This is a genomic window from Myxococcus sp. MISCRS1 (assembly GCF_026626605.1).
Lineage (GTDB): Bacteria > Myxococcota > Myxococcia > Myxococcales > Myxococcaceae > Myxococcus > Myxococcus fulvus.
In genome coordinates, this window is sequence record NZ_JAPNKB010000001.1 from 10215158 (window position 1) to 10234002 (window position 18845).

The 18845-nt window shown below is 70.7% G+C and carries 14 protein-coding genes; 6 read left to right on the forward strand and 8 right to left on the reverse strand.

Going from position 1 to position 18845, the window contains the following annotated elements:
- The first annotated feature begins 66 nt into the window (after nt 1–66).
- Complete coding sequence (locus tag OWM54_RS40770; protein ID WP_267700814.1) at nt 67–5580, forward strand: DNA repair ATPase; 5514 nt, start codon at nt 67–69, stop codon at nt 5578–5580.
- Between the two features lie 51 nt (nt 5581–5631).
- Here OWM54_RS40770 and OWM54_RS40775 read toward each other — a convergent pair whose 3' ends face one another.
- Nucleotides 5632–6333 carry an expansin EXLX1 family cellulose-binding protein gene (locus tag OWM54_RS40775; RefSeq protein ID WP_223751789.1) on the reverse strand — a complete coding sequence of 234 codons (702 nt, stop codon included), beginning with the start codon at nt 6331–6333 and terminating at the stop codon, nt 5632–5634.
- A 164-nt stretch (nt 6334–6497) separates the two neighbouring features.
- Between OWM54_RS40775 and OWM54_RS40780 the strand changes: the two genes are divergently transcribed.
- Entirely contained in the window at nt 6498–7070 is a 573-nt protein-coding gene (locus OWM54_RS40780; protein ID WP_267700815.1) for a hypothetical protein, read from the forward strand.
- Nucleotides 7071–7272: 202 nt separating this feature from the next.
- Nucleotides 7273–7845 (forward strand): hypothetical protein, encoded by a 573-nt coding sequence (locus OWM54_RS40785; RefSeq protein ID WP_223751791.1) that lies wholly within the window; start codon nt 7273–7275, stop codon nt 7843–7845.
- 84 nt (nt 7846–7929) lie between these two features.
- Here OWM54_RS40785 and OWM54_RS40790 read toward each other — a convergent pair whose 3' ends face one another.
- On the reverse strand, nt 7930–9801 hold the full coding sequence (locus OWM54_RS40790) for a vWA domain-containing protein (RefSeq protein ID WP_267700816.1): 1872 nt from the start codon (nt 9799–9801) through the stop codon (nt 7930–7932).
- 100 nt (nt 9802–9901) lie between these two features.
- Between OWM54_RS40790 and OWM54_RS40795 the strand changes: the two genes are divergently transcribed.
- Nucleotides 9902–10390, forward strand: coding sequence for a VOC family protein (locus OWM54_RS40795; protein WP_223751793.1), 489 nt, complete (start codon nt 9902–9904; stop codon nt 10388–10390).
- On the opposite strand, the gene OWM54_RS40800 is transcribed toward OWM54_RS40795, so the two are convergent.
- Nucleotides 10376–11485, reverse strand: a complete 1110-nt coding sequence (locus OWM54_RS40800) for a heparan-alpha-glucosaminide N-acetyltransferase domain-containing protein (RefSeq protein WP_267700818.1) — start codon at nt 11483–11485, stop codon at nt 10376–10378. The genes OWM54_RS40795 and OWM54_RS40800 overlap by 15 nt on opposite strands.
- A gap of 309 nt (nt 11486–11794) precedes the next feature.
- On the opposite strand from OWM54_RS40800, the gene OWM54_RS40805 reads away from it, so the two are divergent.
- Complete coding sequence (locus OWM54_RS40805) at nt 11795–12775, forward strand: pirin family protein (RefSeq protein ID WP_267701211.1); 981 nt, start codon at nt 11795–11797, stop codon at nt 12773–12775.
- A 222-nt stretch (nt 12776–12997) separates the two neighbouring features.
- Nucleotides 12998–14359: a DHA2 family efflux MFS transporter permease subunit gene (locus OWM54_RS40810; protein WP_223751830.1), complete on the forward strand. Its 1362-nt coding sequence runs from the start codon at nt 12998–13000 to the stop codon at nt 14357–14359.
- A 29-nt stretch (nt 14360–14388) separates the two neighbouring features.
- Here the strand turns inward: OWM54_RS40810 and OWM54_RS40815 are convergent, their stop codons facing one another.
- The 5 genes from OWM54_RS40815 to OWM54_RS40835 all read right to left on the reverse strand — a co-directional run bounded on the left by OWM54_RS40815 (nt 14389) and on the right by OWM54_RS40835 (nt 18820).
- Nucleotides 14389–15558 carry a hypothetical protein gene (locus OWM54_RS40815; RefSeq protein ID WP_324289176.1) on the reverse strand — a complete coding sequence of 390 codons (1170 nt, stop codon included), beginning with the start codon at nt 15556–15558 and terminating at the stop codon, nt 14389–14391.
- A gap of 293 nt (nt 15559–15851) precedes the next feature.
- On the reverse strand, nt 15852–15983 hold the full coding sequence (locus OWM54_RS40820) for a hypothetical protein (protein WP_255510287.1): 132 nt from the start codon (nt 15981–15983) through the stop codon (nt 15852–15854).
- A gap of 22 nt (nt 15984–16005) precedes the next feature.
- A complete protein-coding gene (locus tag OWM54_RS40825; RefSeq protein ID WP_267700821.1) occupies nt 16006–16224 on the reverse strand; it encodes a hypothetical protein in 219 nt (72 codons plus the stop codon).
- Between the two features lie 112 nt (nt 16225–16336).
- Nucleotides 16337–17104: a hypothetical protein gene (locus OWM54_RS40830; protein ID WP_267700822.1), complete on the reverse strand. Its 768-nt coding sequence runs from the start codon at nt 17102–17104 to the stop codon at nt 16337–16339.
- A gap of 12 nt (nt 17105–17116) precedes the next feature.
- Nucleotides 17117–18820 carry a hypothetical protein gene (locus OWM54_RS40835; protein WP_267700823.1) on the reverse strand — a complete coding sequence of 568 codons (1704 nt, stop codon included), beginning with the start codon at nt 18818–18820 and terminating at the stop codon, nt 17117–17119.
- Between the last annotated feature and the right edge of the window lie 25 nt (nt 18821–18845).

An 18845-nucleotide genomic window follows, 5' to 3' on the forward strand; every position in this document is an offset into this window, starting at 1 on the left:
CATCCGGGGTGGCGTCCCCTCGATGGGGGACGGGGCGGGGTCCATGCGCAATTCCGGTGAGCACTCATGGCAACTGAAGGTGGCAAGGGCGCGGCGCCCACGGGCGAGGTCGCGCTAGAGGGGGGCAGCTACGAGGTCATCCGGACGCGACTGCTCGCGCAGGCGGAGGCGCTGGGCACCAAGGCGGCGGACCTCAACGCGCGGCGCAAGGCGTTCTTCGGTGGCACGGAGCTGGCCGTCATCGGCAACGAGCGCGTGCGCACCGAGAACAACTGCGTGGCGCGCGACATCGTCAGCGTCGGCAAGTACCTGCTCTTCGGCTACAACGTCTTCATCGGGCTGAAGAAGGAGACGTCCGTCGCGGACGTGTTCTCGCTGCACCGCTTCGAGAAGACGGCGGACGGCTTCGACCTGTCCGCGGTGCCGCACACGGAAGCTGGCGGCTTCCTGGCGGACCCGCGCTTCATCAAGGACTTCGGCGAGCTGTACCGCTACTACAAGGACGCGAAGCTCCTGCAGCTGCGGCGCAAGGACGCGCGCCTGTTGGCGGTGTTCAAGACGGGCCAGTCCGCGAGAGACCTGAAGGTCTTCCGCTTCAGCCTGGACACGGACGGCAACGCCACCTACCTCGACAACCAGGGCGACAAGGACCACACCTTCCCGCCGTCGCACGACTTCGAGTGGACGGTGGCCACGCGCGAGAACTACGTGCTGGGCGCCCACCCGCACGTCAACGTGCTGGACCAGGTCTTCGTGGAGACGGTGAAGGGGGACCTCACCGTGAAGGTGGAGGACAACACGTCCTCGGGCCTGGGCATCTACAGCGAGCCGGTGGAGGACGCGAACCAGTCGCTGGACGACGCGCGCTTCGCCTGGGCGCAGGTGGGCACGCTCATCCTGCTGCGCGTGCTGCCCTTCCGCGAGAAGGTGCAGCGCTACCTGGTGTTCAACTCGCGCACGCAGCACGTGGTGCGCATCGACGCCATCGGTCAGGCGTGCATCCGGCTGCCCGAGGACCAGGGCATCATCTTCCCCGGCGGCTACTACCTCCAGACGGGGGACTACAAGGTCTTCGACGGTGAGGCCACCGGCGAGGGCATGGAGTTCAAGAAGGTCATCCGCTCGCCGAATGGCGAGGACGTGCTCTACGTCTTCCACCAGCGCGAGGTGGGGCGCTACCTGCTCTTCCCGTACAACCTGGTGCGCAAGGAGGTGCAGAACCCGCTGGTGTGCAACGGGTACAGCCTCTTCGGGGACGGCGGGCTGGTGGTGTTCCGCGAGACGTCGGCGGACCCCACGCGCGTGCACCCGATGCAGGTGTGGCAGACGCCCTTCGCGTCGGACGAGCACGCGGCGGCGACGCCGCCCGCGCCCGGGTACCTGGGCAAGGTGGGCAACGCGGAGCTGGTGCGCGGCATCTCCGACTCGCTGACGCTCCAGCGCATCGCGAAGACGGACAAGCCCAGCCGGCGCACCTACGAGGACCTGGTCGCCGCGGCCACGCGCGCGCTGGACGCGTACTACTGGCTGGGCCACGCGGAGACGGGCCTCCAGGAGCCGATCGAGACGCTGCGGCGCACCTCCGAGCTCATCATCGACGAGTTCGAGAAGGTGCTCGCCCTCCAGAAGCGCGCCACGGAGGCCCTGGCGGAGGCGGAGCAGGCCCAGGCGAAGCTGCTCGCGCGGGTGCGGCCGGAGCTGCTCACCACCGCCGAGGAGTTCATGCTGGTGCTGGCGGAGCTGCGCCAGCAGCGCGGGCACCTCATCACCCTCAAGGACATCCGCTACATGGACCTGGGGCGGGTGGACGCCCTGGAGAAGGCGGTGGTGGAGGCGTCCGACTCCACCAGCACCGCGTGCGTGGAGTTCCTCCAGAAGGGGGAGGCGCTCCAGCCGCTGGCCGCGCGACTGGACGAGCTGCTCGCGAAGCTGGAGCCGGTGCAGACGACGGCGGAGCTGCAGCCGCTGGGCGAGGACATCGAGAAGACGGCCCAGGGCCTCACCGTGCTGGGCGAGGTGGTGGGCGGCCTCCAGGTGGGAGACCCGCTCGCGCGCGCCCGCATCCTGGAGGGCATCTCCGAGCTGTTCGGCCGGCTCAACCGCGTGCGCGCGAGCCTGGCCGCCAAGCGCAAGGAGCTGTCCGGCCGCGAGAAGCGCGCGGAGTTCGGCGCCCAGTTCAAGCTGCTCGGGCAGGCGATCGAGAACGCGCTGGCGCAGGCGGACGTGCCTGAGAAGTGCGACGAGGGCCTGTCGCGCCTCACCGTGCAGCTGGAGGAGCTGGAGGGCCGCTTCGGCGAGTTCGATGAGTTCCTCGGGCAGATCACCCAGAAGCGCGAGGAGCTGCTGGAGGCGTTCGGCGCGCGCAAGCAGACGCTGGTGGACGAGCGCCAGCGCCGCGCGCAGAGCATCTTCGGCGCCGCGGAGCGCATCCTCCAGGGCGTGCAGCGCCGCTCCAAGGCGTTCAAGTCCGACGACGAGCTCAACGCGTACTTCGCCACCGACGCGATGATCCTCAAGCTGCGGCAGCTCTCCGAGCAGCTGATGGCGCTGCAGGACAGCGTGCGCTCGGACGAGGTGCAGTCGCGGCTGAAGTCCGCCAAGCAGGACGCCCTGCGCGCGCTGCGCGACAAGCAGGACCTCTTCGCGGACGGCGACAACGTCATCAAGCTGGGGACCTACCGCTTCAACGTCAACACCCAGCCGTTGGATTTGACGCTGGTGCCGCGCGACGGCGCGCTGTACCTGCAGCTCACCGGCTCCGACTACGCGCAGAAGCTGGAGGACCCGGCGCTGCTCGAGCAGAAGGACCTCTGGGACCAGCACCTGGTCTCCGAGACGCGCGAGGTGTACCGCGCCGAGTACCTGGCCGCGTGCATCCTCTCCGACGCGGAGGAGGGCAAGAACGGCCTGTCCCTGACGGGGCTGCACGCGGCGGTGATCGGCGGGACGCTGCTGGAGCCCGTGCGCGCGTACGCGGCGGACCGCTTCGACGAGGGCTACGAGCGCGGCGTGCACGACGTGGACGCGGCCGCGGTGCTGGAGAAGCTCCTGGCGCTGCACCAGGGCGCGGGCCTCTTGCGCTTCGCTCCGGTGCCTCGCGCCCTGGCGGCGCTGTACTGGGCCTTCGACACCGAGGAGGCGGCGCGGGCGCTCCTGCACCGTCGGGCGCGCAGCCTCGCGCGGCTGCGGCAGACGTTCTCCGCGGCGGGCGGCCTGCACGAGCTGGGCATGGCGCTGGGCGAGGCCGTGGGGGCCTTCCTGAAGGCGCAGGGGCTTTCGCACTCGCCGGCGGAGGCGCGGCTGGCGGGTGGCTACCTGGTGGAGGAGCTGGCCGTGGAGCGGCCCCGCTTCACCACGAGCGGCGAGGCGCTGGTGCTCCGGGACGCGTTCCTGGCGCAGCTGGAGCGGCAGGGGACGCGCACGGCCTTCGAGGAGGATTTGCGCGGGCTGGAGAAGGACCTGGCGTCGCGGCTGGACATCGCGCGCGCGTGGGTGCAGGCGTGGCTCGCGCAGCGGGACGGCGGCCCCGGGGACTCCGGCTACTTCGTGCTGGAGACGGCGGTGTTGCTGCTCACCGAGCGCAAGCTGGACCGCGAGCCCGCGGGCGCGCTGACGGCGGCCGAGGTGACGGGCCTGTTGGGCAGCCACCCGCGCATCCAGGACCGCAAGCTGCCGTTGCGCCTGGATGAGTTCCTGGCGCGCCTGGGCGAGTTCCGGCAGCTGCGCGTGCCCCGGTATCAGGCCTACCGCGCGTTGCAGCGGGACCTGCTGGAGCGCGAGCGGCGCAAGCTGCGCCTGGAGGAGCTGACGCCGAAGGTGCTGTCGTCCTTCGTGCGCAACCGGCTCATCGACGAGGTGTACCTGCCGCTCATCGGCGCCAACCTGGCCAAGCAGCTCGGCGCGGCGGGCGAGGGCAAGCGCACGGACCGCATGGGCATGCTGCTGCTCATGTCGCCGCCGGGCTACGGCAAGACGACGCTGATGGAGTACGTGGCGAGCCGCCTGGGCCTCACCTTCGTCAAGGTGAACGGCCCCGCGCTGGGGCACTCGGTGAAGTCGCTGGACCCGGCGGAGGCGCCCAACGCCACCGCGCGGCAGGAGGTGGAGCGCATCAACCTGTCCTTCGAGATGGGCAACAACGTGATGCTCTACCTCGACGACATCCAGCACACGGACCCGGAGCTGCTCCAGAAGTTCATCTCCCTGTGCGACGGCCAGCGCCGCGTCGAGGGCGTCTGGAATGGCCGCACGCGCACCTACGATTTGCGCGGCAAGAAGTTCTGCGTCGTCATGGCCGGCAATCCCTACACGGAGACGGGGGAGCGCTTCCGCATCCCGGACATGCTCGCCAACCGCGCGGACACGTACAACCTGGGCGACATCCTGGACGGGAAGGAGCACCTGTTCGCGCTGAGCTACCTGGAGAACGCGCTGACCTCCAACACGGTGACGGCGCCGCTGGCCACGCGGGATTCGGCGGACACGCATCGGCTCATCCGCATGGCCCAGGGCGAGGAGGTGCCTGCGGGCGAGATGAAGCACGGCTACGCGGCGGCGGAGCTGCAGGAGATCATCGCCATCTTCCAGCGGATGTTCCGGGTGCAGTCGGTGCTGTTGAAGGTGAACATGCAGTACATCGCCTCGGCGGCGCAGGACGAGCGCTTCCGCACCGAGCCGGCCTTCAAGCTCCAGGGCAGCTACCGCAACATGAGCAAGCTGACGGAGAAGCTCGTGTCCGCGATGACGGACGCGGAGCTGGAGCGGCTCATCGACGACCACTACCAGGGCGAGTCCCAGACGCTCACCACCGCCGCGGAGCAGAATCTGCTGAAGCTGGCGGAGATGCGCGGCCGGCTCACCCCGGAGAAGGCGAAGCGCTGGGAGGAGATCAAGCAGGGCTTCGCGCGCGTCAAGCGCATGGGGGGCAAGGAGGACGACCCCGTGGCCCGCGTCACCGGGCAGCTCAGCGGCATCGAGGAGCAGCTCGGCGCGGTGCGCGACGCCGTCTCGCAGGCGGCCACGCAGCTGGCCCAGGGCGCCGCGAATGACGAGGCGGACCCCACGGCCGAGGCCCTGCCGTACCTGGAGGCCCTGCGCGACGCGGTGCTGGAGGTGGCGCGGGTGGGCCGCGAGGTGAAGCAGGCTCCGGTCGTCGCGGCCGCCGCGCCCGTCGCCGCGAGCCCGGATCTGACGCCGTACCTCAAGCACCTGGCCCAACTGCTCAAGGCGCTGACGGAGCGCGCGGCCATGCCCGTACAGGCGCCCGTCGTCCAGCAGGCGCCCGCGCAGGACTTCGGGCCGTACCTGGACCAGCTGTCGCGAGCGCTCGCGGCGCTGGCGGACCGCCCCGTGAATGTGTCGGCCCAGGTGCCGGCGGAGGCGCTCCAGCGGACCGCCGTGGCCGGACCCTCGCCCGCGGAGCTCAGCCGGCAGATCGAGCTGGTGGAGGGTGTGCTGCTGCCCCTGGAGCGGGCCTCCCGTCGCGCGGTGCAGGGCGAAGGGGAGGGCGTCAAGTCGCTCCAGGTCTGGCAGAACGTCACCGAGGCGCTGGAGCTCCTGCGCTCGATGCTGCGGCGCTGAGGGGCTGGCCGGGGCTCGCTTCGCGCGAGCCTCGGTCCGGGGTGCTCGGGGTCAGCGGAACTGCTGGGTGCCGCGCACGCTGTCGTCGTCGAGGACGCGGGGGAGGGTGTCCTCCACCTGCTCGCCGGTGGACGACGTCACGCGCACGGTGAACGCGCCTTCGCCCATTCCGCCCGACTCGACGAAGTAGTTGTAGTCCTCGCGCGGCACGTTCTTCCAGGCGCCATCGCCGCGTCGCCACTCGAGCTTCGAGATGGGCAGCCGGTGGTTGCGGACCTGGATGGCGGTCCACCACGGGTTGCTGCCGTTCTTGAAGTGGTACTCCAGGTTGCCGGCGACGTCGCAGGAGACCACCTTCCAGGTGATGTCCACGCGGCCCAGGCGCATCTCGGCGATCTTCGCGAAGGCCTCGCGGCTCAGGTCCAGGTGGCCCGCCTCGCATTCAGGGCAGCGGTCGACGATGCGCACGCGCACCGAGCCGCTGGGGCCCTGGATGTCCACACACTGGCCACAGGCGGCACTGTTGGCGTACTGGGGCGTGTTCATCGCCGCCACCATCATGTCGTCCGGGCTGGCGTCGTAGCTGCAATTGCCCGCGCCGGTGGCGTCGTAGAACGTCGCGATGCCCTTCTGCTCCTCGCCCAGGGGCACGCCTCCGCCGGAGGGGTCATCTTTTCCGCAGCCGCCGCAGGCGAGGAGGGAGGCGGCGAGGGGAACGAGCAGCACTCGGGAGGACAGGTGGGATGGGCGCATACGTGGCGGAGGATACCGCAAGGCGTCCTCCCGGTGCCCAGGCCCGTTGCCTGGAAATGTCGGTGCAATGACTTGCAGGCTGCTAGCGTGCGGGCGCTGTTCGCGAACCAGGGGGTTGTCACGTCATGCGAAGCTTCCGACGCGCTGTCTCTCTTTGTGCTGCGATGGTCCTTCCGGCCTGTGGTGTGGAGGAGCCCACGGGCGGACTCGAGGAGGTGTTCGACGTCCGCGAGGCGGAGCTGGTCTCGGCGGTGTCCCGTGGGTGTGTCTTCGAGCTCACCTCGGTGGTGCGCGCGGGCACGCTGCCACCCATCCACGACATCTTCCTGAGCCGGCTGGCCTCCGGGACGTGCGCGTGGCCCGCGGCCAGCATCGGGCTGGGCACCTCCATCAACTCCACACCCAGCCTGTCCCTGGTGGCCAATGACCTGGGCGTGGCGGCGGGCTTCACGGTCAAGAGCGGCTACAGCGGCAGCTCCCCCAGGACCGTGGGCATCAAGCACGTGGACCCGGAGCTGCTGACGGTGGTGCGCAACACCGGCTTCGCCGTGTACCTGGGCACCGGCAGCGTCTTCCTGGGCTACCTGGCCATCGGCGCGGACGGCACCACGCTCACCGCGGGCGGGACGAAGGCGGGCATCATCAGCCCCACCGAGACGGGCAGCGGCAGCAACTTCATCGCGACGTTCCCGGACTTCTTCACCAGCACCACCCCACCCAGCGTCGTCGCGTACTGAGCGCGGCCGTGGGCGGACCGGGCCTCCAGGTGATTCTCGGAGACGGAGAGGATGGGGTTGGGGTTCTCAGCGCGTGAGTCTTTGTCTGGCTGCGATTCCGGATGCAAGACATTGCGGGGGTGGTACGGTGCCGCCGCCACATTCCTGAACCGGGGGTTGTCACGTCATGGGGTTCCTCAAGAAGTCTGTCTGTCTTTGTGCGATGTCGGTCCTCTCCGCCTGCGGTGGGGAGGCTCCCGGGAGCGAGCAGGAGGCGTCACTGGAGGCTCGGGAGGCGGCGCTGTCGTCCACGGCGACGTCCAGGGGCTGCACGTTCGAGGTGACGTCGGTGGTCGTGACGCAGGCCCCGGTGCCTCCCGTCACCGAGAACAAGCTGCACCGGCGCGCGTCCGCGTCGTGCCCGTGGGCGGCGGCGAGCCTGTCCCTGCCCTCGTCCAGCGGCTACGCGCCCCCGTCGCTGTACGTCGCGGCCAACGAGCTGGGCGTGGCGGTGGGCCTCACCTACAAGAGCAGCTATGGCGGCGGGCCCTACCGCACGCTGAGCTTCTTCCACGTGGACCCGGAGACGATGACCATCGTCCGGCGGGATGGCCACCAGGTGTCCGGCACGATTGACCTGACGTCGGTGGCCATCGAGCTGGACGGCACGACGCTGACGTCCTACGGGACCAAGGCCGGCGTCATCTACGGTGAGACGGGCACCGGCCCGGAGTTCGTGGTGTCGTACCCCGACTTCTTCACCAGCACCACGCCGGGCACCGTCCTCGCGTTCTGAGCGGGCGTGCCGGAATGAAAAAGTGGGGTGGAAGGCTCCCCCAGTGGGCCTTCCACCCCACGACCCCCGACAGCGAACCTCTCTTCAGCGACCGCGCGCCGAGGCACCCGACAGCGCGCGGGCCTGCGTCACCAGCCGGACGAACTCGGCGCGGTCCGCGTCACCGCCCACGGCGCCCTCGGCCAGCTTCTGCGCGGTGGCCAGGCTCCAGCCCTCGGCGGCCGGGTTGCCGCGCAGCACGTCGGCGGTGGCGGCCACGGCCAGCGCGAAGCGGAAGTCGGGCGAGGCCGCCTCCAACGAGTCGCGCAGCAGCGAGCGCTCCAGCGGGAAGGCCTGCTCGGAGGCCTCCGTGCCGTTGGGCGCCTTGGCGCGCACGCGCACCGTGGCCAGCGACTCCCTGGCGCCCTTCACCAGCTCCACCTCGTACAGCGCCGTCACGTTGTGGCCCGCGCCAATCTCACCCGCGTCCACCTTGTCGTCGCGGAAGTCCTTGTCCGCCACGTCGCGGTTCTCGTAGCCGACCAGGCGGTAGCGGCTCACGGCGGCGGGGTTGAACTCCACCTGCAGCTTCACGTCCTTGGCGATGACCTCCAGCGTGCCCGTCAGCTGCGTCTCGAAGACCTTCTTGGCCTCCTTGTAGCTGTCCACGTAGAAGCTGTTGCCGTTCCCCTTGTCGGCCAGCTTCTCCATCATGTCGTCGCGGTAGTTGCCCATGCCGAAGCCCACGGTGGTGAGGGTGACGCCCTCGGCCACATACTTGCGGATGCTCTCCAGCATGGACTCCGGGGACACGCTGCCGATGTTGGCGTCGCCGTCGGTGAGCACCACGACGCGGGAGACGACCTGCCCGGACGCCTTCTTCACCGCGTGCTTGTAGGCCATCTCCATGCCCGAGCCCATCGCCGTGCCGCCGCCGGACTCCAGCTCGTCCAGCGCCGCGTGGATGCGCTTGACGTCCGTGGCGGGCGTGGGCGCCAGCACGTCCCGCGTCGAGCCCGCGTAGGTGACGATGGCCACCGTGTCGTTCTCGTTGAGGTTCTTCACGGCGATCTTGATGGCCTCCTTGGCGAGCGGCAGCTTGTCCTGCGACGCCATGGAGCCGCTGGTGTCGATGAGGAACACCAGGTGCGCGGGCTTGCGCTGCGAGCGCGAGACGACCTTGCCCTGCACGCCCACGCGCACGAAGTGGCGCTTCGAGTCGAACGGGGAGGGCGCCGCCTCCAGGTGCACCGTGAACGCGCCCTTCTCCGGCGGGGCGTAGCGGTACTTGAAGTAGTTGACGAACTCCTCCACGCGCACCGCGGAGGCCGGCGGCAGGTTGCCCTGCTGCAGGTAGCGGCGGGCCACCGTGTACGACGCGGTGTCCACGTCCGCGGCGAAGGTGGACAGCGCGTCCTTGGCCGTCTCGGTGAAGGCGTTGGGCTTCCAGTTCTCGAACGTGTTGCCCTGGTGCGTGGTGTCCGCGTCCGCCGGGGCCAGCGTGTCCTGCGCGGGCTTGCGCGTGGGGAGGCTGGGCATGCTCTTGCTGGGGCCGGGGGCCGCGCGCTTGGCGAGCTCCATGGACCTGGGCGCGGCGCCCGCGCCGCCCAGCGTGGCGGGGCTCGGCGGAGGAGGCGCGGCCATCATCACTGCGCTCGGCTCCTCCATGGGCGCGCCTTCCACCGCGGAGGACTCGTCGTGCTCGGTCTCGGCGAACGTGTGGGGGTCGGCCTTGGGCGCCTCGGGCCGCATCGCCTGCGCCACGGCGCCCGCGGGGGCCTTCTCCCTGCGCTCGTCCTTGGCGCCGTCCTGCGCCGCGTCATCTCGGTGGGCGGCCCGGGGCTTGTAGTCGGCCTGGGGGGCCACGGAGAGGCCCTCCGCGGTGGGCTTGGACGACGTGCACGCCGGCAGGGTGCAGGCGACGAGCAGGGCACTTCCCCACTGGCTCAGGCGGCGCTTCAGGAAGGACTGGGACATGCGTTCTCCGGGGGACGGATACGACGTTCGCCGCTTCGAAACGCACGACCTGGGAAATGGGTCTATTCCCCCGGATTTTCCCGTGACAGGGTGCCCCTCCATGGAGACCTCGAGACCCTTCCGAATCCTGGGCGTCCAGCAGATCGCCATCGGCGCCGCCGACAAGGCCCCCCTGCGCAAGCTGTGGGTGGACCTGCTGGGCCTGACGCCTCACTCCACCTATCGCAGCGAGCGCGAGAACGTGGACGAGGACATCGTCACGGCCGGTGCGGGCCCCTTCAAGGTGGAGGTGGACCTGATGCAGCCCATCAACCCCGAGGGCAAGCCCCGGGTCCACGAGACGCCGCTCAACCACGTGGGCCTGTGGGTGGATGACCTGCCCGTCGCCGTGGCGTGGTTGGAGAAGCAGGGCCTGCGCTTCGCCCCCGGCGGCATCCGCAAGGGCGCCGCGGGCTTCGACATCTGCTTCGTGCACCCCAAGGCCAACGAGCAGTTCCCCTACAGCGGAGAGGGCGTGCTCATCGAGCTGGTGCAGGCCCCGCCCGAGGTCGTCTCCGCCTTCGAGAAGCTGGCGTCAGCTTCCCACTGACGTCAGCGCCCCACGCGGGCGCTTCGTCACGGCCCGGAGCGCGCTCTTCACCAGGCGCTCCAGCCCGTCCCACGCCAGGCACAGCATCCACGTGGCGACGATGAGCACGGCGGTGAGCAGCCAGTACTGGGGCCAGTCGCTCTGGTCCCCCCAGAAGCGCTGGAACGAGAAGACGCCCCCCAGCCGGTAGAACAGCAGCATCTCGTGGAAGAAGTACGCGGAGAGCGACGAGGTGCCGAACACCTCGATGAACCGCCGAAGGCGCGAAGGCGCGCTCGCCTCCGCCACGCGCCCCTCCAGCCACATCAAGCCGAGCAGCACCGCGCACACCCACGCGAAGCGCGCCGCGGAGTTGGACGGGTTGGCCACGAAGAAGCGGTGGTGCGGGTAGAGCTGGAAGAGGAAGTCGCCGGACGCGGCGCCCACGGCGCCCACCGTCACCAGCGCCAGCAACGCCAGGGCCAGCGCGCGGCGGCCCCACGCGCCCGCGAGTGTCCCCGCGAACGCGCCCAGCCACCCGAAGCCCAGCCAGGGCAGCAGGGGGAACGGCGCGAAGGAGGACTTGTTCGTCAGCGTGGCCCACGGCCCCGTCACCTGTTCCCCCAGCGGCGCCACCGCGAAGACGGTGAACGCCAGCGCGAGGCACAGGCCGGCCAGCGCGCGGGGACGCGAGGCGAGCAGGGCGGCCACCGGCAACATCAGGAGCAGGCACACGCCCACGCACTGGAGGATGTCCATGCGCAGCAGCCACTTCGGCTCGCTCAGCAGGGGGAACCAGGCCCAGTTGACCAGCGAGGCCACCAGCAGCACCTCGCAGGCGCGGCGGAGGTTTCGCGGCACGCGCTCGCGCAGCTTCCCGGCGGCGGCGCTGCGCACCATGACGAGGGCCAGGGCGAAGCCCGCGGAGAAGATGAACGCGGGGGCCACCAGCCCGTCCACCTTGAGCAGGCGGCCCACCCAGACGCTCTTGCGCAGCTCCGGGGTGAGCAGGGCCAGCGAGTGCGTCTGGACCATGAACAGCACGGCGATGCCGCGCAGCCAGTCGATGGCGCGCACGCGCTCTTGGGACACGGCGAAGGGGGGGGATGGGCTCACGGCGGGCGAACCCTACGGCAACCCCGGGCGAAGGTGTATGGGGAGCGGGCTGGCGGGCCCCGGACGTGAAAGAATGCGCCCCGGGCTGGCCGGGATTAGAGGCTCCGGACGGCGTCACGCGTGGCAGGAGGCCCCTTGAGCGAGGAAGTCAGTCGGAGAGCGGCGCTGCGGTTGCTCGCGGTGGCGGGGGCCACCACCACGGCGAGCTGCACGAAGAGCCCGGGAAAGGCAGAGGAGCAGGGGATGAGCCAGTCGTCGAAAGGGAGTGAAGCGCCACCCGTCATCCTGGGGATGGGCCCCCTGCGGGGCATGCCCTGGCCCACGCCGGACCCGTTCCTGTTCTGCGTCCACCACGTCGACGCCTACCCCCAGGGCAACGAGCAGCTGGGGCCCACCGCGTCGCTGGCGGGCCGGCAGCTGGGCCAGGACTTCGAGGGGCGCGACGGCTGGAACATGTACCACGGCACCGTGGTGCCGGGCTTCCCGCAGCATCCGCACCGGGGCTTCGAGACGGTGACCATCGTCCGCAGCGGGCTGTTGGACCACTCGGACTCGCTGGGCGCCGCGGCGCGCTTCGGCGGCGGGGACGTGCAGTGGCTCACGGCGGGCAGCGGCGTGCTGCACTCGGAGATGTTCCCGCTCCTGAAGAAGGACGCGCCCAACCCCGTGGAGCTGTTTCAAATCTGGCTCAACCTCCCGCGCGCCGACAAGCTCGTGGCGCCGCACTTCTCCATGCTCTGGGACCACGCCATCCCCCGCCACGTGGCGAAGGACGAGGCGGGGCGCACCACCGAGGTCACCGTGGTGGCCGGCAGGCTGGGGGACGCGAAGCCGCCGTCGCCTCCGCCGAAGTCCTGGGCCGCGCGGGTGGACTCGGACGTGGCCATCTGGACGGTGAAGCTGTCGCCCGGCGCGCGTTGGACGCTGCCCGCGGCCCAGCGCAGCAGCAACCGCTTCGTGTACTTCTTCAAGGGCTCCGCGCTGAAGGTCGGCGGCCGGGACGTCCCCGCCCGGCATGTCCTGCAGCTGCGCCCGGACGCGGACGCGCTGCTGGAGAACGGCCCGGACGAGACGGAGCTGCTCATGCTCCAGGGGCGCCCCATCAACGAGCCCGTCGTGCAGCACGGGCCGTTCGTCATGAACTCGCGGGAGGAGATCGTCCAGGCGTTCAACGACTACCAGCGCACCCAGTTCGGCGGGTGGCCCTGGAAGAGCGACGACCCGGTGCACGCGCGCGAGGAGGGGCGCTTCGCCCGGCACGCGGATGGCCGGCTGGAGCGGCCGGCCTGACGAGTCCCCCGCGCCCCGTCCGTGATTCCACCGGGGCGTCGGCCGAGTGCCGGCCGCCCGGTGGCAGGGTGGGCGAGGGGCCGCCCGCGCGCAGTGTCGTCGAGCGTGACAGTCGCGCGGCCACATGTGCATAGAAGAGAGGTGTCCGACTCCCCTGGCTCCTCTCCACCCGGCTCGCCGCCCGCGTCCTCCCAGAGAGGCTCCCGGCTGGCGTCCATCGCGGTGGCGAGCGCGCTGTTCATGGAGTTCGTCGACTCCACCGCGCTGTCCACCGCGCTGCCGACGTTGTCCGCGGCCTTCGGCACGGACCCCATCCACCTCAAGCTGGCGCTGACGTCGTACATCCTGGCCCTGGCCGTGCTCGCGCCGGCGAGCGGCTGGGTGGCGGACCGCTTCGGCCCTCGTCGCGTCTTCATGGTCGCGATGAGCGTCTTCCTGCTGGGCTCGGTGCTGTGCGGCTTCTCGCGCACGCTGCCGCAGCTGGTCCTGTTCCGCACGCTGCAGGGGTTGGGCGGCGCGCTGATGACGCCCGTGGGCAGGCTCATCGTGGTGGGCTCGGCGCCGCGCGAGAAGCTGGTGTCCGCGCTGAGCTGGTTCACCATGCCCGCGCTCGTGGGGCCGCTCATCGGTCCCCCCATCGCCGGGCTCATCCTGGGCGTGGCCGACTGGCCGTGGATCTTCTTCGTCAACGTGCCGGTGGGCCTGTTGGGCATGCTCGCGGTGGCGCGCTTCGTGCCGGAGCTGCCGCAGCCGCACCCGGGGCCCTTCGACTGGAAGGGCTATGCCATCGCCGCCGTGGCGATCACGCTGACGATTGTCGCGGTGGAGACGCTGGGCGTGGGGCTGGTGCCTCCGGAGACGCAGCTGGGCATGGCCCTGGTGGCCGTCGGCGCGGGGGTGCTCTACGTGCGCCACGCGCTGCGGCGCCATCGGCCGGTGCTGGACGTGCGGCTGGTCAAGGTGGCTACGTTCCGCGCCAGCATCGCGGGCGGAGGGCTGGTGCGCATGGGCCTGGGCGCGACGCCCTTCCTGCTGCCGCTGCTCTTGCAGGTGGGCCTGGGATGGGGCCCCTTCGAGGCGGGCATGATGACCATCGGCACGGGCCTGGGGGCCATGTCCTGCAAGCCGCTGGCGCCGTGGGTCATCCGCAAGCTGGGCTTCCGCGCCACGCTGACGGGCTCCAACCTGGCCGCCGCGGTGCTGACGGCCGTGCCGGCGTTGTTCCGCGTGGGCACGCCCATCCCGGTCATCGTCGTCACGCTGTTCGTCAGCGGCTTCGTGCGCTCGCTCCAGTTCACCGCCATCAACGCCGTGGCCTACGCGGACATCCCCCCGGAGAAGATGAGCCAGGCGTCGACCATGGCGGTGGTGACGCAGCAGATGGCGTTGAGCGTGGGCATCAGCTTCGGCGCGCTCATGCTGCACCTGGCGCGCGGGGCCGGCGAGCTGCCCCTGACGCCGGACCGCTTCCTGATGCCCTTCATCGCCATCGGCGTGGTGTCCTCGCTGGCGGGGTTCTTGTTCCGCCGGCTGCCCGAGGACGCGGGCTCGCGCATCGGTGGACGCGCGGCCCGGGCCTCGTGAGGCACCCGGGCCGCGAGGAATGGCGGTGACTACAGGCCGTCGTGGTAGCAGAAGCCCATGGTGCGGTCGAAGCCGCCGGGCGGACGCGAGTAGCTGAAGTAGCCCAGCTCCTCACCCGGACCGCAGTTCGTGCGGGCCCGCTCGTAGCGCAGGCAGGTGGCGGTGCCCGTGCGGCCCAGGTCCAGGCACGTGCCGCGCGCGCCCTCGCTGCCGCAGAACTCGGCGAACGTCACGCCCGGGGTGCACGTGGAGCCCACCGGCGCGGTGTCGAACCGGAAGCCGAACGACTGCAGCACGGCCTGCGTGGTGCACAGGCCGTAGACGCCGCACATCATGCCCTCGGGGCACCCGGGGTCGGCGGCCAGGAAGTCACACGTCTGGGTGCACTGCGCGTTCTCCGACAGCAGATCCGTGCAGGTGTAGCCCTGCTCGCAGTCCGTCGACGCCAGCTCGTACTCGCTCGCGGCCGGCGTGGTGGTGCACGCCTCGCCCTGCGTCTTGGTCCCCAGCGAGCGCTCCAGCGTGCCGTCCGAGGCCACGTAGTTGGTGGGCACGCACGTGGTGTCCGGCAGGTTCGCCGTCAGCGAGCCCTGGCGGGGATCACACCCGCCCTGGCGCACGGTGTTCCACGTCGCGAAGCGGATCCACTTGCACTCCCCACCTGGCACCAGCGCGCTGCCCCAGAAGGGCGCGTTGAGGGGCGGGGCGTCCACGGCCTCGCGCAGCACCACGTTGGCCAGCGCGCCGATGGTCTGGTCGGGGGACACCTTCAGCGCCAGCAGCAGCGTGCCGGACTCGGCCACCAGGTCCTTCTGCGTGGCCGCGCCCGAGTCCTTGGTTCCGAAGACGCACTGGTCGCACGCGAAGGTGTTTCCGCCCGCGGTGGCCAGGTTGTAGAGGCCCGGCGTCGTGTCCACGTCCAGGCGGATGAACGCCCGGTCCCGGGCGGCCGGGTCTCCGAAGCTGCTGAAGTCGCCGCGCAGCGTGGGCTGGTTGGTGTACATGACCGGCGTCAGCTCGACGCCATTGGCCATCTCCCCGAGGGTGATCTCCTCACAGCCCGGAGGCGCCGTCAGCAGCCTGGCCTGCTCCTCCAGGGAGCCCACCTCCTGGTGATTCGTCGCGGGCTCCTTCGTCGTCGTGGGCTCACAGCCCACCAGGCCCGCCAGCAACACCGCACCCCAACGCAAACCCTTCACGCTCGAAACAGCTCTGACGTAGGACGCCATGTGTCTCCCTTTCGCTCGAATGCTGACTGGAATGACATGGGCGCCGGTGTGCCGGCCTCCCATGCATTGGATTGAACGAGCGGGGGCGGGAATTGTCGCGGGAGATTTGTCAGGACTGGCTATTTTGTCTGGATTTCATGGTTAGGTGTGACTGGGTGTGTGATTGATGTCACTCGCGGCGTGGCTCATCTCGCGGATGGGGTGGGGTGGCCAGACGTGGCGGCTCCTTCCTTCGAGAGGAAGGGGCCGCCATGCTGCGGACGTCAGGGCTGGTAGTCATTGACGCGGAAGCCGCCGACCCAGGTGAACCCGTTCGGGTCCCTGGCCGCGAAGCCAATCACATACCGCTCACCGGCCAGGATGGTGTGCGCGGGAGGCGTGCCCCGCGCGTCCATGCCTCACCCCAGGCCGCGCGGCTCACGGCAGGAAGTAGCGGGCGCGGAAGCCGTAGAAATTGACGCTCGCGTTGGGGTCGCGCGTGCCGAAGCCAATCGTATACCGGTTACCCACCGTCACCGTGTGGGCCGGCTGGGACGCGGAGAAGATGGGGAAGCTGGTGAAGCCGCCGTTGAACGCCACACCCGAGGACTGCCAGGTGCCTCCCAGCGCGTGCACGGTCGACAGATGACGAGGCATGTCGATGTCCTTTGGGTTCGGAGCGCGTGCGTGGGTGCTCGCGCCCGAATGTCGATGGGACGACACATGCTGGAGTTGCTTCAATTGCTGCTTAGTCTAGCTGTTGTGAATCCTACGTTTCCCGCCGCACCTCGAGGATGATGCCCTCGGACTCGGGCGTGCCGAGCGAGACGAGCTGCTCCAGCTCTCCGCGGACCAGGAAGTTCGCCTGGGCGCGGTGATAGGGAATGTCGCCCTGCAGCTCCAGGGTGCGATGGACCTCCACCAGGGTTGCCTGGGGTTGGAGCAATCGCAGACGCACCCCGGAGGTCTCCGCCTCCGTGTCCTCGTCCTCCAGGTTTCCCAGGTCCGCGGACGCGGCCAGGGCCGCGGCGAGCGCGCGGGACAGCAGCGGCGCCGCGTTGCCCGGGGACTTCACCCACGCGCGGACGGACAATCGCAGCTCACAGCGCCGCCGCTCCAGGAAGCCCTCGGCGCGGGTTCCTCGCAGGTAGGCCACCACGGCCTCGCTGGCGACCGCGGGCGCGCGGTACAGGCGCAGCGTGGACTCCTCCACGACGTAGTCGTCGCCCCGACGCAGCGGACGGCCAGGAGGGGACTCCACCTCCACCACCTGTCCCGTCGCGTTCGCCGGCAGGGTGAAGTCCTTGCGCGTGCCATTGCCAGCCCAGCGATGCACCTGCGCGAAGTAGGACGGCTGTCGCAGCGCGGTGAGGTCATCGCCCTCGGGCAGCGTGAGCTTCATCCGCGAGGCGATGACCTCGACGAGCGCCTCCATCTCGGCGGAGGGCCCTCGCGAGGGGCCGGTCGCGACCTCCACCGTCTCGGGAATCGCGGCGCGCAGCGCATCGTGGAAGTAGGACTCGATGGCGAGGAGCATGGTGGGGGCTCGCTATCTCGGGAAGAGCGCGTACGTCTCCTGCCGGGGGATGACGACCTGGAGTCCGGAGAGGGTGACCTCACCGGCTACGCGGGATTGGACGATGAGCTCGAGCGATGGTGCTTCGCCCGTTCCACCGGGCGGAGTGAGCACCGCCAGCGCCTGGGCGTCCAGGTGGACGACGCCGTCACCGTCCGGTGTCACGTCGAGCACCTTCGTACCCCAGCGCAACTGGAGCCGGGGCGGTGGCGGCGGCACGGGCGCGATGGGGCGGAGGCGGGGACGGGCGCAGGCCCAGAGCGGCGCGGCTCCCGGGGCCTCTCCGGGCAGCTCGCTGTCGCGCGGCAGCCAGGGGCCGGTCGGCTCGGTGCGATGCAGCGTGGTGTCCGGTGTCACCGCTCCCGGCTCGGGTGTGCCGGACGCGGGCTCGATGAGGCTCCAGAGGACCTCTCCCTCGTCGGTGGTGACGACCACCCACCAGCGCCCCTTGTTCAGCGCGAGGGGCTTGGGGAGCGTGAAGGACACCCAGCGCGCGGGCCACGGCGGAGGCCCCGACGCCTCGAGCAGCAGTGGCACGGCGCTCCCCGGGAGCGGCGCCTCGTCGGGCCGGTCGTGCACGTCCGCGTGGAGGGCGACAGTGCCCGTCACCTGGCGCGTCCCCGGGCGCAGGTGGAGGTCCACGGCCGTCAACGCCCCCGGAGCACGCGACGCGATGAAGGCCTGTGCGGCGGAGCGCCCGGAGCCGCAGCGATGAGCGCGCGAGGGCCGCGCGGGTGGACGCGGAATCAGCGGCAGGTGCTCGTCGCGCAAGGCGTGGCGCACGTGGAAGCGCACCTCCGACAGCGCGCGGTCCCTTGGGACGGAGACGCTCGCGATGGCGGTGCCGTCCGTGTCCAGCGCGAGCGTCCGCTCCTCGGCGCCGTCGCTGAAGCGCCGGATGTCATCGAGCGTGTCCAGCGCGAGCCGGACGCGGTCGAACATGCCCAGGCCGGAGGCGCGCAGGGACACCGTCACGCGGCCCGCCTCGAGGTTCGCGGGCCAGGCGCGCTGGAGCGCCTGGGTGAGCACGTCCTCCATCACCAGCTCCTGGCGCGCGTTCATCGGGAGCGCCTGGTGGAAGAAGAGCGCGCCCGAGCCCGTACCCGCGGAGGCGGTGAGGTCCGGCGGACGCGCGGGCGCGCGCAGGGTGAGGCTCGCGAGCTTCGTCGCCGACAGCGTCTTCGGCGTCCCCAACGGAGGATGGGAGTTGTTCGCCTCCACGAACTCCACCAGCAGGCGGCTGGCGAAGATGCCCGGCAGGGGCTCCACGGCGTTGACGCCCACGGTGTCGGACGGCGTGGGCGGATACCAGGCGCCGCCCTCCGCGATGCTGAGGCGGCCCTTCTTGGCCGTCTGGGTCGGTGACGCCGGAAGGGTCAGCTCCATCGAGGACAGGGGCCGCCGAGAGCCCCAGTCCAGGCTGAGCCAGGTGATGGCCTGGCTCGCGTCCACCACGTTCTGCCCGGTGCTCGTGGCCAGCGTGGCGGTGGGAATCAGGTTCACCGTCACGTCGTCGCCAGGGGCGCGCAGGGCGAGCGACGCGCGCAGCAACACCACCCCCGCCGGCACCTCCAGCGCGACGACGAGCCCGGCCGGGTCCACCGGCACCTGCGCGGGCGTGGGAGGAGTGGCCGTTCCGGTATAGGTCAGCGTGGCGCCGACGCGCGTGTCGCTCATGGCAGGAGTCTCTGCGCCGCGGGGC

Bases quoted from the DNA above. Each gene is read 5' to 3' on its own strand.
- OWM54_RS40780 (WP_267700815.1), top strand. From the start codon at position 6,498: ATGGTCCTTCCGGCCTGTGGTGTGGAGGAGCCCACGGGCGGACTCGAG.
- OWM54_RS40830 (WP_267700822.1), bottom strand. From the start codon at position 17,104: ATGCTCCTCGCCATCGAGTCCTACTTCCACGATGCGCTGCGCGCCGCG.
- OWM54_RS40775 (WP_223751789.1), bottom strand. From the start codon at position 6,333: ATGCGCCCATCCCACCTGTCCTCCCGAGTGCTGCTCGTTCCCCTCGCC.
- OWM54_RS40795 (WP_223751793.1), top strand. From the start codon at position 9,902: ATGGAGACCTCGAGACCCTTCCGAATCCTGGGCGTCCAGCAGATCGCC.
- OWM54_RS40790 (WP_267700816.1), bottom strand. From the start codon at position 9,801: ATGTCCCAGTCCTTCCTGAAGCGCCGCCTGAGCCAGTGGGGAAGTGCC.
- OWM54_RS40835 (WP_267700823.1), bottom strand. From the start codon at position 18,820: ATGAGCGACACGCGCGTCGGCGCCACGCTGACCTATACCGGAACGGCC.
- OWM54_RS40770 (WP_267700814.1), top strand. From the start codon at position 67: ATGGCAACTGAAGGTGGCAAGGGCGCGGCGCCCACGGGCGAGGTCGCG.
- OWM54_RS40785 (WP_223751791.1), top strand. From the start codon at position 7,273: ATGTCGGTCCTCTCCGCCTGCGGTGGGGAGGCTCCCGGGAGCGAGCAG.
- OWM54_RS40805 (WP_267701211.1), top strand. From the start codon at position 11,795: ATGCCCTGGCCCACGCCGGACCCGTTCCTGTTCTGCGTCCACCACGTC.
- OWM54_RS40820 (WP_255510287.1), bottom strand. From the start codon at position 15,983: ATGGACGCGCGGGGCACGCCTCCCGCGCACACCATCCTGGCCGGTGAG.
- OWM54_RS40825 (WP_267700821.1), bottom strand. From the start codon at position 16,224: ATGCCTCGTCATCTGTCGACCGTGCACGCGCTGGGAGGCACCTGGCAG.